Origin of the sequence: Acidovorax sp. T1 (assembly GCF_002176815.1) — a bacterium.
Taxonomy (GTDB): domain Bacteria; phylum Pseudomonadota; class Gammaproteobacteria; order Burkholderiales; family Burkholderiaceae_C; genus Acidovorax.
Genome location: NZ_CP021648.1, coordinates 3754308 through 3767044, shown reverse-complemented (window position 1 = coordinate 3767044; position 12737 = coordinate 3754308). Strand labels below are relative to the sequence as shown.

Sequence of the window (12737 nt, the reverse complement as noted above, 5' to 3'; positions counted from 1 at the left end):
TGTTTCGTTGACCCTCTCACCCGCTTGTACGCCATGGCCCGCATTGTTTTCGACCTTCCCCCGCACTTCGGCTTTGCCACCGAGATGCAGATCTACATCAGCCACGTCAACCAGGGCGGGCACCTGGACAACGCACAGCTGCTCTCGCTGGTGTCCGAGGCGCGTGTGCGCTTCTTCCAGTCGCTGGGTTACCCCGAGGCGGATGTGGGCGGGCTGTCCATCGTGGTGGGAGACATCGTGGCGCAGTACCGGTCCGAGGGTTTTCACGGCGAGACCATGCGCGTGGAGATGGCGCCCGCAGACTTCAATCGCTATGGTTTCGACCTCGTCTTTCGAATGACTGAAAAGACGCAAGGCCGCGAGGTGGCGCGCGGCAAGACCGGCATCGTCTTCATCGGCAAGAGCGACCGCAAGGTGGCGCCGATTCCCGAATCCATCCGCCAGCTGCTGCGGGCCCGCGCGGGTGAGCCCGGTTTCCCCGCTGTGCCCGAGCGCGTATCTTCCCCATCGACATGAACCAACTCCAACTTTTTCTCCCCTGCGCCGCGGGCGTCGAGGGCTTTCTGGCCGACGAGGTGCATGGCATCACCGGCCTCACGGGGCAAGACCTGCTCACCGGCAGGGGCGGCGTGCTGCTGCGCGCGTCCTGGCGCGAGGCGCTGCTGTTGAACCTGCACAGCCGCCTGGCGCAACGCGTGCTGGTGCAGCTCGCGCACCGGCCCTATCGCTCCGAGAACGACCTGTACGCAGCCGCCAGCGACGTGGCCTGGGAGATCTGGTTCACCACGCGCCAGACCTTCAAGGTCGAGGTGACGGCGCAGCACAGCCCGCTGCAAAGCCTGAACTTCGCCGGCCTCAAGATCAAGGACGCGGTGGCCGACCGCTTTCGCGCCAAGAGCGGCGTGCGCCCCGACGTGAACACGCAGTGGCCCGACGTGCGCATCCACCTGCACCTGACCACCGAAGAGGCCACGATCTACATCGACACCTCGGGCGAGCCGCTGTTCAAGCGCGGCTGGCGCGAGGACAAGGGCGACGCGCCGCTCAAGGAAACCCTGGCCGCCGCCATGATCGCCGCCAGCGGCTGGGACCCCCTGGGCGACAACCCCGTGCCGCTGTACGACCCCTGCTGCGGCAGCGGCACCATTGCCATCGAGGCCGCGCAGATCGCCTGCCGCATCCCGGCGGGCATGCTGCGCCGCTTTGCGTTCGAGAAACTGCTGCCGTTCCAGGCGCATGTCTGGTCTGCTATTAAAAACGAAGCTGAAGGCGCAATCCAGGCAAGCGCTGTGCCCATATTTGGCAGTGATGTGGCCCACCGCATGGTCGATTTTGCCCAGCGCAATGCCGAGCGTGCCGGCGTGGCCGATGCCGTGCAGCTGCGCGGTGGCGACGCCCTGCAGCGCATGCCGCCCTGCGAGCAGCCCGGCGTGATGCTGCTCAACCCGCCCTACGGCGAGCGCATTGCCGCCGCCGGCACCGCCGGGCAAAACGCCAACGAACGCGCGGCCGAGCGCGCCCTGGGCGCCAGCGTGGGCCGCGAAGCCGCGCACACCGACGATGGCGGCGAGTTCTTCAGCCAGCTGGCCGCGCACTGGAAAAAGAACTACGCCGGCTGGCAGGCCTGGATGCTCACGCCCGACCTCAAGTTGCCCGGCAAGATGCGCCTGAAAGAATCGCGCCGCGTGCCCATGTGGAACGGCCCCATCGAGTGCCGCCTGTTTCGCTTCGACATGGTCAAGGGCTCGGTGCGCGCGCCGCGTGGCGCCGATGGAGCAGCCCCGTCGGCACCCACGCCCAAGGGCCATGGCGGCTAAGCCCCCGCGCTGCGTGCTGCCGCTGCCCGAACGCGGCGAACCCGGTGCCGATGCGCGCGCGCTGGTGCTGGACACCAACATCGTGCTCGACCTGCTGCTGTTTGCCGACGCGGCCGTGGCGCCCGTGCGTGCGCTGCTCGATGCGCAGCGGCTGTGCTGGGTGGCCACGCCGCCCATGCGCGACGAGCTGGCGCGCGTGCTGGCCTATCCGCAGATTGCGCCGCGCCTGGCGTTTTATGGGCTGACCGCCAGCGCGCTGCTGCAGTCCTACGAAGCCCAGGTGCGCTGGGTGGATGTGGCGCCGCGCGTGGCCGCCGTGTGCAAGGACGCCGACGACCAGCATTTCATCGACCTGGCCGTGGCCCACCGCGCCATCCTGCTCAGCAAGGACAAGGCGGTTCTTTGCATGAGAAAAAGGCTTCTAGCCCTTGGTGCACATGCGGCAACAGCTATTGTTTTTGAAGAAAACAGGTGGGCCGGGGATTCGCCGGAGCGCACGGCCACCACACCTTCTGCCCTGCCGATGGCTTGACTTTTTGCCCCGGCGGGCGGCTACACTGGCCGCCTTTGCCAGGGGCCAGGGGCAGCACCCAAGCCTTGTTGCCCTTTGGCCCCGCCGACTGGAGCCCCGCTATGAACACCCCCCACCAAGAACCCACGGACGCCGCCGCCGCATCTGCCGTGTCTGCCGCATCTGCTGCCCCGGCCCTGGGCCCCGACGAACTCGACGAGATCGACACGCTGCTCGATGACCTGCGCACGCGGGGCGAAGAGATCCCGCAGTGGGAGTTCTGCGACGGCTTTTTGACGGCGCTGATCTGCAGCCGCCGCCCCATCCCGCCGTCGGAATACCTGCCCATGCTGCTGGGCGATGGCTCGGCGCTCGACCTGGCCGAAGGCGAGGCGCTGCCCTTGCTGCCGGCGTTTGCCGATGCGGCGCAGCAGGCGCGGTTCCTGGAGCTGTGGATGCGCCGCTGGAACGAGGTCGAAGCACAGCTCGACGCCCCGGTCGAAACGCTGGACGACGAGCGCACCTTCCAGCCCGAGGCCATGGACATGCGCGGTGCCGTGGCCAGCTTGCCCGAAGAGGAGCGCGCCGAAATGGCCGGCCAGGATATTCCCTCGTTTGGCCAGGTGTGGGCGCTGGGCTTCATGTTCGCCGTGGAAAACTGGCCCGAAGACTGGGCCGCCCCGCGCGACAAGGAGGCTGCCAAGTGGCTTGACGATGCGCTCGACAGCATCGTCGCCCTGACCGAAGACGACACCGGCAAGCCCGAGGTCTGCATGTTCAGCGAAGACGGCCCGCCCAGCACCAGCCAGGCCCGCGTGGAAACCTTTGGCGAAGCCATCTGGGCCGTGTACGACCTGCGCCAGCTATGGAAAAGCATGGGCCCGCGCATCGAAACCGTGCGCAAGCTGCCCGAACCCGGCCGCAACGAGCCCTGCTGGTGCGGCAGCGGCAAGAAGTTCAAGAAGTGCCACGGGGCGTAAATATTTGCTCCTGAAAAAGGAGCTGCTAGCGCTTTCAAGGAAAGGGCTGGATGCTGATTTGGCTTGAATTTCGGCGCAGTGCTCGCGGGCCGCTACGCCAGCAGCGCCTGCAGCCGCGCCAGCGCGTGCCGCACGGTGGCAGTGCGCACGGCGGCGCGGTCACCGGCAAAGTGCCGCACCTCGCTGTGCGTCTGTCCGCCCACGCACCAGCCAAACCACACCGTGCCCACGGGCTTGTCGGCGCTGCCGCCCGTGGGGCCGGCCACGCCGGTCACAGCCACCGCTACCTGGGCGTGCGCGTGGGCCACGGCGCCTTCGGCCATGGCGCGGGCCACGGGCTCGCTGACGGCGCCATGCTGCTCAATCAGCGTGGCGGGCACGCCCAGCAGCTCGGTCTTGGCGGCGTTGGAATAGGTGACAAAGCCGCGTTCGAACCACTGGCTGGAGCCCGCCAGGTCGGTGCAGGCAGCGGCGATCAGGCCGCCGGTGCAGCTTTCGGCGGTGGCCAGCATCCAGCCGCGCGCCAGCAGCTGGCGTGAAATATCCATCAAAATGGCCTCTTGCGCTTGTGTGGCAAGCGATGGTAGCTCATTTTTTGATAGTGATGGGACGCTCACCAGAAGAACCTCCACAGCGCAATCGCCAGCAGCGTACAGAACGCCGCCACGAAATCGTCGAACAAAATGCCCCAGCCGCCGCGCCAGCCAAAGCCCTTGAACAGCTGGTCGGCCCAGCCCACGGGCCCGGGCTTGGCGGCATCGAAAAAGCGGAACAGGGCAAACGCCACGGCCTGGCCCCAGAACCCCATGGGCATGGCCAGCCACAGCACCAGCCAGAAGGCCACGACCTCGTCCCAGACGATGCTGCCGGGGTCGGAAACGCCCATGTGCCGCGCGGTGACGGTGCAGGCCCACCAGCCCACCAGCGTGCCAGCGCCGATCAGCAGGCCCAGCTGCTGCGCATCCAGCCAGTGCTGCAGCACCAGAAAGGCCAGCCAGGCCCACAGGGTGCCCACGGTGCCGGGCGCCTTGGGGCTCAGGCCCGCGCCAAAGCCCAGCGCAAGGCAGTGCGCCGGGTGCTGCAGCATGAAAGCGGCGCTGGGGCGCCGCGGCGGCGGCGTGCTGGGGGCGCGCGGTGTGGCATCGGTCACATCGACCGGGTCGCGGGGGGCGCCAGATGGGGTGGGGATCACGCGGAAACTCCGGGGCATTGCATCAGGAGGGGGATGCTAGCAGCCACATCGCCCCCATCGCCCGAGCCGCGCTCAGACGGACGCGGCAGGTTGCGCGTCGGCGGGCAGGCGCACCAGCAGCACTGGCACGGGGGCGGTGCGCGCTACCTGCTCGGCATCGCTGCCCAGGAACATGCGCGCCATGCCTCGCCGTCCCTGGGTGCCCAGCACGATCAGGCTGGCGCCCCATTGCCGGGCTTCGTCGATCACGAGTTGTGCCACCTGGGCGTCCAGGTTCTCCAGCAGGCAGATTTCGGCCTGGATGCCTTGCGCGGTGAGTTGTTCGCAGGCCGTGCGCAGCATGGACTCGGCCGCTTTCATGGCTGCGGGGAGGAAGTCGCTTCGGTAGACCTCGGGGCGCACAAAGCCGACCGCGTGTGTCAGCGGATCGATGATGTGCAGCAGGCGCACCTGCGCGCCCAATTTCAGCGCCAGGCCGGCGGCTTCTTTCAGGGCTTGTTCCGAGGTGGGGCTGCCGTCGAAGGGAACCAGGATTTTTTCGTACATGGGGAACTCTTGGCGAAAGTGAAAGGGTGATTTCAGTGGCTGGGCAAGCCGACCAGCGCGAGGGTGCGCCAGGCGGCGATCCATTCTTCATTGGTGGGCTCCACCGCCACCTGCACGCGGCTGGCGGCGGGCGAGACGAGGGGCGCGTTCAGCGCGTTGGCGTCGGCATCCAGCGCCACGCCCAGGAAGGCCAGCTCGCGGCAGATGCGCTCGCGCAGGATGGCATTGTGCTCGCCAATGCCGGCGGTGAAGACCAGCATGTCCAGCCCGCCCAGCACAGCGGTCATGGCGCCGATCTCGCGCACGATGCGCCGCACATACAGGGCCAGCGCGGCCTGTACGCGTTTGTTGCCGGCCTCTTGCTGCAGCAGCACGCGCGGGTCGGACGACACGCCCGACAGGCCCAGCAGCCCCGACTCGTGGTACAGCACATGGCCCACCTGTTCGAGCGTGAGTTTTTCGATCTCCATCAGGTACAGCACGGCGCCGGGATCGAGCGCGCCGCAGCGCGTGCCCATCATCAGCCCGTCGAGCGCCGAAAAACCCATGGTGGTGGCCACGCTGCGCAGGCCCTCCATGGCGCACAGGCTGGCACCGCTGCCCAGGTGGGCCACGATGGTGCGGCCGCGCGCGGCATCGCCATGGCGCTCGGCCAGCGCGACCGACATGAACTCGTATGAAAGGCCGTGAAAGCCATAGCGGCGCAGGCCGCGCTCCCAGGCGCCATAGGGCAGGGGCAGCATCTTCTCGACATCGGGCAGCGTGTGGTGGAAGGCCGTGTCAAAGCAGGCCACCTGGGGCAGGCCGGGCGCGGTGGCCAGCAGCGCCTCGATGGCTTCCAGCGCGAACGGCTGGTGCAGCGGCGCCAGCGGGATGTAGGTCTTGAGGTCGGCCAGCACGGTGGCGTCCACGCGCACCGGGTCGAAGTATTTGGCGCCGCCGTGCACCACGCGGTGCGCCACGGCGGCGATGCGGCGGCTGCCCAGGCGCGCCACACGGGCCAGAACACGCGCGCGGATGTGCTCCAGCGCGGCATGGTAGGGCTGGGCGCTGTCCAGCACCACCGGGCCGGGCACCATGCCGGTTTCGCCAAAGGTGGGGGCGGGGCCGGTGATGCCCTCGACCTTGCCGTTCCACAGAGGCTGGCGCGGCAGCGGCTGCACGCTGGCGTCAAACAGCGCGAACTTGATGCTCGACGAGCCGCAGTTGAGCACGAGGACCAGGTCGCTCATGGCGGCAACACCTTGTAGCGGTGCGCCAGCAGCACGGCCACGGCGCAAGAGGCGATGCGGGTCTCGCGCGAATCGGCGCGGCTGGTGAGCACGATGGGCACGCGCGCGCCCAGCACAATGCCGGCGCTGGCCGCGCTGCCCATGAATTCGAGCTGCTTGGCCAGCATGTTGCCGCTTTCCAGGTCGGGCACCACCAGAATGTCGGCCCGGCCTGCGACTTCGGAGACGATGCCCTTGGTGTGCGCGGCCGCCATCGACACGGCGTTGTCGAAGGCCAGCGGCCCGTCGAGCAGGGCGCCGGTGATCTGGCCGCGGTCGGCCATCTTGCACAGCGCGGCCGCGTCCAGCGTGGCTGGCATGTGCGGGTTGATGGTTTCCACCGCTGCCAGGATGGCCACGCGCGGCTCGGCCACGCCGATGGAATGGGCCAGGTCGATGGCGTTGCGCACGATGTCGGCCTTGTCGTCCAGCGTGGGTGCGATGTTGATGGCGGCGTCGGTGATGATGAAGGGGCGCGGGTAGGCCGGGGTCTGCATCAGGTAGCAGTGGCTGATGCGCCGCTTGGTGCGCAGGCCGGTGCCGCTGGCCACCACGGCGGCCATGAGCTCGTCGGTGTGCAGGCTGCCTTTCATGAGGGCCTCCACACGCCCCTGGGCCACCAGCTCCACCGCGCGCGCGGCGGCGGCATGGCTGTGGGGCACGTCTTCGATGTCGATGTCCGAGATGTCGAGGCCGTTGGCCTGCGCCACCGCCAGAATGCGCGCACGCGGGCCAATCAGCACCGGGGTGATGAGCCCGGCCGCGCGTGCGTCCAGTGTGCCCGAAAGGCTCAGCGCATCGCAGGGGTGCACCACCGCCATGGGGATTGCGCCCATCGGGCGCACATGGTCCAGCAGCCGGTGCAGGCCGTCGCCGTTGACGGTCAGGCGCACCTCGGGTAGCGTGGTGCGGGCGCGCTCGATGCGCTCGGTGGGGGCAATCACATCGGCCTCGCCACGGATCACGGCCACGCCGTCCTGGTTGGTGCAGCTGCAGGCGAGTTGGAGGCGTTTTTTGGCCTCGTCGCGTGCGGTCACGGTCACGCTGACATGCAGGGTGTCCCCCACGCGTACGGGTGCGAGGAATTTCAGCGTCTGCCCCAGGTAGATGGTGCCGGGGCCGGGCAGGCGCGTGCCCAGCACCGCCGAGATCAGTGCGCCGCCCAGCATGCCGTGGGCAATGACGCCCTGAAAGCGCGTGGAGGCGGCGTATTCCGCGTCCAGGTGCTGCGGGTTCACGTCGCCCGAGAGCACGGCAAACAGCTGGATGTCTTCGGTGCTGAGCGTGCGCTCGAACGAGGCGGTGTCGCCCACCGCGATCTCGTCGAAGGTGCGGTTGCGCACGGTGCCCAGGTCGTTGCCGGTGCTGTGCGCTGGAAGGGGGGCGGGCAGGATTTCTGGCATGAGACTCCGGAGGATGTTGTGAATGGTCAGGCCATCTGGCTGATGGTTTTGCGAAAACGGGCCAGCGAGACGGTGAACAGCACACCGCCAATGGCCAGTATGGCCAGCAACTGTGGCCAGACCATGTCGAGGCCGGCACCTCGGTACAGGATGGCCTGCGCGCCCGCCACAAAATGCGTGGTCGGCGCGGCCAGCATCACCTGTTGCACGAATTCAGGCATGCTCTCGCGCGGCGTGACGCCACCCGACAGCATTTGCAGCGGCAAAAGGGTCAGCACCAGCAACATGCCGAACTGCGGCATGGAGCGGGCCACGGTGGCCAGGAAGATGCCCATGGAGGTGGTGGCAAACAGGTGCAGCGCCGACAGCACCATGAACAGCAGCACCGAGCCCTGCACCGGCACCTTGAGGACGCCCTGCACCACGAACACCAGCGCCACCAGCGCCGCCAGCAGCACCACCAGCCCCATGGACCACACCTTGGCCAGCATGATCTCGCCGGGCGTCACGGGCATGACCAGCAAATGCTCGATGGTGCCGTGCTCGCGCTCGCGGATCAGCGCCGCGCCCGTCAGGATGATGGACAGCATGGTGACGTTGTTGATGATCTCCATCAGCGAGCCGAACCAGGCCTGTTCGAGGTTCGGGTTGAAGCGCATGCGCACGTTCAGGTCGACCGGCAGCGGCGCGCCGCTGCGGTGGCGCTGCACGAACTCGTTGACCTCGCCCGCCACGATCTGCTGGATATAGCCGCTGCCGGTGAACGCCTGGCTCATGCGCGTGGCGTCCACATTGAGCTGCACCGCGGGGGCGAGCCCGGCCAGCACCTCGCGCTGGAAGTTGGGCGGGATGTCGAGCACAAAGGTGTAGGTGCCGTTGTCCATGCCGGCATCCATCTCGGCCAGCGTGATCAGGCGCGGGGTGGTGAAGTGCGGCGGGTAGAAGCTGGCCACGATGCGCGCCGACAGGGGCGAGTCGTCCTCGTCCACGATGGCGATGGCGGCCTTGTGCAGGCTCTCGGGCATGGCCGTGGCAGCTACGTAGATCGACACCGTGAAGGTGTAGACGATCAACACCAGCATCATGGGGTCGCGCACCAGGCTCCACAGTTCCTTGATCCCCAGGCGCCAGATGTTGGCAATGGATGCAGCGTGCATGCTCAGGACTCCTGCTTTCGCAGCAGCAAGATGGCCGTGCCGACGATGACCGGCGCGGCGATCAGCAAGGGCCAGAACGAAGGCAGCAGGCTGCCCAGGTCCAGCGCCTTGCTGAAAACGCCCCGGCTGATGGTCAGGAAATGCGTGGCCGGAAAAATGCGCCCCACGAAGGCGCCCACGCCTTCGAGCGAGGACACCGGGTTGATCAGCCCCGCATACTGGATGGAAGGGATCAGCGTGCCGATCATGGTGACGAACATCGCCGAAATCTGGCTGCGGGTAAAGGTGGAGGCCAGCAGGCCAATGCCCGTGGACGACACCACGAACACCAGCGCCGCGAGCGCCAGCGTGGCAAAGCTGCCCTTGAGCGGCACATCGAACACCGTGACGGCCATCGCGGTCATGAGCAGAAAGTTGAACATGGCCAGCACGATGTAGGGCAGCTGCTTGCCCAGCAGAAACTCGGCCCGTGTGACGGGTGTGACATACAGGTTGATGATCGATCCCAGCTCTTTTTCGCGCACCACCGACAGCGCCGTGAGCATGGCCGGTATCAGCATCAGCAGCAGCGGAATCACGGCCGGCACCATGGCGGGCAGGCTTTTCACGTCGGGGTTGTAGCGAAAGCGGGTCTCGACCGAGCTGGCCGCCGCCAGCCGCACACCCAGCCGGTGCTGCGCCTGGTCTGCCAGCCACATCTGGTGCATGGCGCTGATATAGCCGCGCACGGTTTCCGCGCGCATGGGCATGGCGCCATCCACCCAGGCGGCCACCTGCACCGACCGGCCATGCTGCAGGTCGCGCGCGAAGCCCGGTGGAATCTCGATGGCCAGGGCCAGCTCGCCGCTGCGCATGCGCTGGTCCAGCTCTGCGTGGCTGCGAAGGGGCGGCTTTTCAATGAAGTAGCGCGAGCCCGCGAGGTTGAGCGTGTAGTTCTGGCTCAGCGTGGTCTGGTCCTGGTCCAGCACCGCATAGCTAAGGTCTTCGACGTCCATGCTGATGCCGTAGCCAATGATGATCATCAGCAGGGCGGTTCCGAGCAGCGCCAGTGTGGCGCGCACCGGGTCGCGCCGCAGCTCCAGCGTCTCGCGCCACATGTAGCTCAGGGCGCGGCCCAGGCTGAAGAAGCCCCGGCGGCGGCCTGTGGGCGCAGTGGCGGGCTCGCTGTGCGGTGTGGGCGTGGGCGCCGCAGGCGCTGGCGTGCCTTCGGCGGGCACGGCGCGCCGAGTGCCCGAGGCCTCTTCCAGGTGGGCAATGAAGGCCTGTTCCAGCGAGCTGGCGCCGCGCTGCGCGGTGATGTCTGCCGGCTTGGCGCTGACCAGCACCTTGCCGGCGTGCATCAGCGAGATGCGGTCGCAGCGCTCGGCCTCGTTCATGAAGTGGGTGGAGATGAAGATGGTCACCCGGTCGCGCCGCGACAGCTCGATCAGCAGGCGCCAGAAATTGTCGCGCGCCACCGGGTCCACGCCCGAGGTGGGTTCGTCCAGGATCAGCAGCTCGGGCTGGTGCACCATGGCCACCGCGAGCGACAGGCGCTGGCGCAGCCCCAGGGGCAGGGCGTCGGGCAGGCTGTCAATTTCGTCCTGCAGGCCAAAGCGCTCGACCATGGCCTGCACGCGCCCTGGCACCTGGGCCTCGGGCACATGGAACAGGCGCGCGTGCAGCACCAGGTTTTGCCGCACGGTCTGCTCGCCATACAGCGAAAACGCTTGTGACATGTAGCCCACGCGGCGGCGGGTTTCGATGTCTTTGGGGTTCACTTTCTGGCCAAACAGCCAGGCCTCGCCCTCGCTGGCCGGCAAGAGGCCGGTGAGCATTTTCATGGTGGTGGACTTGCCGCAACCGTTGGAGCCCAGAAACCCGAAGATCTCGCCGCGGCGGATGCGGAAATCCACATGGTCCACGGCCACGAAGTCGCCAAAGCGCATGGTCAGGCCCTGCGCCTCGATGGCCACCTCTGCGTCGTCGCCCAGCATCAGCGGGGTGATCTCCACGGGCTGGTGGCCGCGTTTTTTGGCCTCGGGCAGCAGCCCGATGAAGGCGGCCTCCAGGTTGCTGGTGCCGGTGCGTTCCAGCAGCTCGTGGGGCGCACCGGTGGCGAGCACCTGGCCGTCGTCCATGGCCACCAGCCAGTCAAAGCGCTGGGCTTCGTCCATGTAGGCGGTGGCCACCACAACGCTCATCTGCGGGCGCTCTTGCCGGATGCTGGCAATCAGATCCCAGAACTGGGCACGGGCCAGCGGGTCCACGCCGGTGGTGGGCTCGTCCAGGATCAGCAGGTCGGGGTCGTGGATCAGCGCACAGCACAGGCCCAGCTTTTGCTTCATGCCGCCCGAGAGCTTGCCCGCCGGGCGTGCCAGAAAGGGGTGCAAACCGGTGCTGTGCGTGAGGTGGTCGATGCGTCGGCGCCGCTCGGCCGCGTTGTGGCCAAACAGGCGGGCGAAGAACTGCAGGTTTTCTTCCACCGACAGCGTGGGGTACAGGTTTTTACCCAGGCCTTGTGGCATGTAGGCGATGCGCGGGCAGACCGCATCGCGGTGCTGTTTGCTGCGCATGTCGCCGCCCAGCACCTGCAGGCTGCCCTGCTGCAGCGCCCGCGCGCCGGACACCAGTGCCAGCAGGCTGGATTTGCCCACGCCATCGGGTCCGATGAGCCCGACCATGCGCTGGGCGGGCAGGTCGAGCTGTATGCCCGCCAGCGCCACGGTCTTGCCGTAGCGCAGGCCCACACCGGCCAGCTGAACCACGCTGGGGGACGTTGCTGCCACGCCTTACTCCGGCAGCTTCACGGCCAGATGGGCCGGCCAGGGGGCGTTTGCGTCGAGCTTGAGCCAGGCCATGCCGGGCAGGCCGGTCTTGACCAGCTGCACATGCTTTTGCAGCAATTCGGGTGCGATCTGTGCCTTGACGCGGAACATCATCTTTTGCCGCTCGCTGGCGGTTTCCACCGTCTTGGGGGTGAATTGCGCGGTGCTGGCCACAAAAGACACCCGGGCCGGAATCACCAGCTGCGGCGCCGCATCGAGCACGATGCGCACCTCGCTGCCCAATGCCAGCTTGCCGGCCACGGTTTCGGGCAGGAAAAAAGTCATGTAGACATCGGACAGGTCCACGAGATTGAGCACCTTGCCGCCGCCACCGATCACCTCGCCGGCCTGGGCGATACGGTATTGCACGCGTCCGCTGCGGGGGGCCAGCAGTGCGCTGTCGGCGATGTCGGCCTGGATGCGCGCCACCGAGGCCAGCGCGGCCGTGACCGAGGCGCGCGCGCTGGTCACCTGGGTGCGTGCCGCGGTGATGGCCGCCTGCGCGGCATCGGCCTGGGCCTTGGCCGCCACCACGGCGGCCTGCAGGCTGCGTTCGCGGGCGCGGTCGTCGTCCAATTCCTGGTCTGACGAGGCGCCTTCGCGCACCAGGGTTTGCGAGCGTGCCAGGCGCCGCTGCGCGGCCTCCAGCTCGCTTTGGCGCTGCGCCACCAGGGCCAGAACGGCCTGCCGGTCGCTTTGTCGCACGGCCACCTGCGCTTCGGCGGTGGCCACGGCGGCCACCGCCTGCTGGTGCCGCGCCTTGGCCTCGTCGTGTGAGGCTTCCAGCGTGTCGATCTGCATGTGGGCCAGGGGCTGGCCGGCAGTGACGAAATCGCCTTCTTTCACCACAATGCTCTGCACACGGCCGCCCAGTTTGGCTGCCACGTCGATTTCGGTGGCTTCGATGCGGCCGTTGCCGCTGACGAAACCTTCGCCCGGGCCCTGGGGCCGCACGGCGGTCCAGGCATAGGCGCCCGCAGCCGCCACAGCGGCCAGGACGGCCAGAAGAATCAGCCGGTTTTTGAGGGTGGAGTTCATGGTGCTTGAAAAGGG

General features: G+C 67.8%; 12 protein-coding genes. 4 read left to right on the top strand and 8 right to left on the bottom strand.

Features of this window, described 5'->3' with window-relative positions; all coding sequences use genetic code 11:
* Nucleotides 1-33: 33 nt before the first annotated feature.
* The 4 genes from CCX87_RS17495 to CCX87_RS17480 all read left to right on the top strand — a co-directional run bounded on the left by CCX87_RS17495 (nucleotide 34) and on the right by CCX87_RS17480 (nucleotide 3308).
* On the top strand, nucleotides 34-516 hold the full coding sequence (locus CCX87_RS17495; protein WP_087747872.1) for an acyl-CoA thioesterase: 483 nt from the start codon (nucleotides 34-36) through the stop codon (nucleotides 514-516).
* Nucleotides 513-1817 (top strand): THUMP domain-containing class I SAM-dependent RNA methyltransferase, encoded by a 1305-nt coding sequence (locus CCX87_RS17490; protein ID WP_087747871.1) that lies wholly within the window; start codon nucleotides 513-515, stop codon nucleotides 1815-1817. Before CCX87_RS17495 ends, CCX87_RS17490 begins: the two co-directional genes overlap by 4 nt.
* Nucleotides 1807-2349, top strand: coding sequence for a putative toxin-antitoxin system toxin component, PIN family (locus CCX87_RS17485; RefSeq protein ID WP_087747870.1), 543 nt, complete (start codon nucleotides 1807-1809; stop codon nucleotides 2347-2349). The genes CCX87_RS17490 and CCX87_RS17485 overlap by 11 nt, the downstream gene beginning before the upstream one ends.
* 101 nt (nucleotides 2350-2450) lie before the next feature.
* Nucleotides 2451-3308, top strand: coding sequence for a UPF0149 family protein (locus tag CCX87_RS17480; protein WP_087747869.1), 858 nt, complete (start codon nucleotides 2451-2453; stop codon nucleotides 3306-3308).
* A gap of 92 nt (nucleotides 3309-3400) precedes the next feature.
* On the opposite strand, the gene CCX87_RS17475 is transcribed toward CCX87_RS17480, so the two are convergent.
* From CCX87_RS17475 to CCX87_RS17440, 8 genes are all read right to left on the bottom strand, one after another.
* Entirely contained in the window at nucleotides 3401-3856 is a 456-nt protein-coding gene (locus tag CCX87_RS17475) for a CinA family protein (RefSeq protein WP_087747868.1), read from the bottom strand.
* A 65-nt stretch (nucleotides 3857-3921) separates the two neighbouring features.
* The gene (locus tag CCX87_RS17470; protein ID WP_198314809.1) at nucleotides 3922-4395 is read right to left on the bottom strand and encodes a phosphatidylglycerophosphatase A family protein; all 474 of its coding nucleotides are present in this window, start codon (nucleotides 4393-4395) and stop codon (nucleotides 3922-3924) included.
* A 177-nt stretch (nucleotides 4396-4572) separates the two neighbouring features.
* Nucleotides 4573-5046 carry a universal stress protein gene (locus tag CCX87_RS17465; protein WP_087747866.1) on the bottom strand — a complete coding sequence of 158 codons (474 nt, stop codon included), beginning with the start codon at nucleotides 5044-5046 and terminating at the stop codon, nucleotides 4573-4575.
* Between the two features lie 32 nt (nucleotides 5047-5078).
* Nucleotides 5079-6278: an acetate/propionate family kinase gene (locus tag CCX87_RS17460; RefSeq protein WP_087747865.1), complete on the bottom strand. Its 1200-nt coding sequence runs from the start codon at nucleotides 6276-6278 to the stop codon at nucleotides 5079-5081.
* On the bottom strand, nucleotides 6275-7720 hold the full coding sequence (locus CCX87_RS17455) for a bifunctional enoyl-CoA hydratase/phosphate acetyltransferase (RefSeq protein WP_087747864.1): 1446 nt from the start codon (nucleotides 7718-7720) through the stop codon (nucleotides 6275-6277). Before CCX87_RS17455 ends, CCX87_RS17460 begins: the two co-directional genes overlap by 4 nt.
* 26 nt (nucleotides 7721-7746) lie before the next feature.
* Complete coding sequence (locus tag CCX87_RS17450) at nucleotides 7747-8877, bottom strand: ABC transporter permease (RefSeq protein ID WP_087747863.1); 1131 nt, start codon at nucleotides 8875-8877, stop codon at nucleotides 7747-7749.
* Between the two features lie 2 nt (nucleotides 8878-8879).
* Entirely contained in the window at nucleotides 8880-11645 is a 2766-nt protein-coding gene (rbbA, locus tag CCX87_RS17445) for a ribosome-associated ATPase/putative transporter RbbA (RefSeq protein WP_087747862.1), read from the bottom strand.
* A gap of 3 nt (nucleotides 11646-11648) precedes the next feature.
* Nucleotides 11649-12722 carry an HlyD family secretion protein gene (locus CCX87_RS17440; protein WP_087747861.1) on the bottom strand — a complete coding sequence of 358 codons (1074 nt, stop codon included), beginning with the start codon at nucleotides 12720-12722 and terminating at the stop codon, nucleotides 11649-11651.
* Nucleotides 12723-12737 lie beyond the last annotated feature (15 nt).

What these genes read in the sequence shown, in the direction of transcription:
- CCX87_RS17495 (WP_087747872.1), top strand. Translation starts at nt 34, where the DNA reads ATGGCCCGCATTGTTTTCGACCTTCCCCCGCACTTCGGCTTTGCCACC.
- CCX87_RS17490 (WP_087747871.1), top strand. Translation starts at nt 513, where the DNA reads ATGAACCAACTCCAACTTTTTCTCCCCTGCGCCGCGGGCGTCGAGGGC.
- CCX87_RS17485 (WP_087747870.1), top strand. Translation starts at nt 1,807, where the DNA reads ATGGCGGCTAAGCCCCCGCGCTGCGTGCTGCCGCTGCCCGAACGCGGC.
- CCX87_RS17480 (WP_087747869.1), top strand. Translation starts at nt 2,451, where the DNA reads ATGAACACCCCCCACCAAGAACCCACGGACGCCGCCGCCGCATCTGCC.
- CCX87_RS17475 (WP_087747868.1), bottom strand. Translation starts at nt 3,856, where the DNA reads ATGGATATTTCACGCCAGCTGCTGGCGCGCGGCTGGATGCTGGCCACC.
- CCX87_RS17470 (WP_198314809.1), bottom strand. Translation starts at nt 4,395, where the DNA reads ATGCTGCAGCACCCGGCGCACTGCCTTGCGCTGGGCTTTGGCGCGGGC.
- CCX87_RS17465 (WP_087747866.1), bottom strand. Translation starts at nt 5,046, where the DNA reads ATGTACGAAAAAATCCTGGTTCCCTTCGACGGCAGCCCCACCTCGGAA.
- CCX87_RS17460 (WP_087747865.1), bottom strand. Translation starts at nt 6,278, where the DNA reads ATGAGCGACCTGGTCCTCGTGCTCAACTGCGGCTCGTCGAGCATCAAG.
- CCX87_RS17455 (WP_087747864.1), bottom strand. Translation starts at nt 7,720, where the DNA reads ATGCCAGAAATCCTGCCCGCCCCCCTTCCAGCGCACAGCACCGGCAAC.
- CCX87_RS17450 (WP_087747863.1), bottom strand. Translation starts at nt 8,877, where the DNA reads ATGCACGCTGCATCCATTGCCAACATCTGGCGCCTGGGGATCAAGGAA.
- CCX87_RS17440 (WP_087747861.1), bottom strand. Translation starts at nt 12,722, where the DNA reads ATGAACTCCACCCTCAAAAACCGGCTGATTCTTCTGGCCGTCCTGGCC.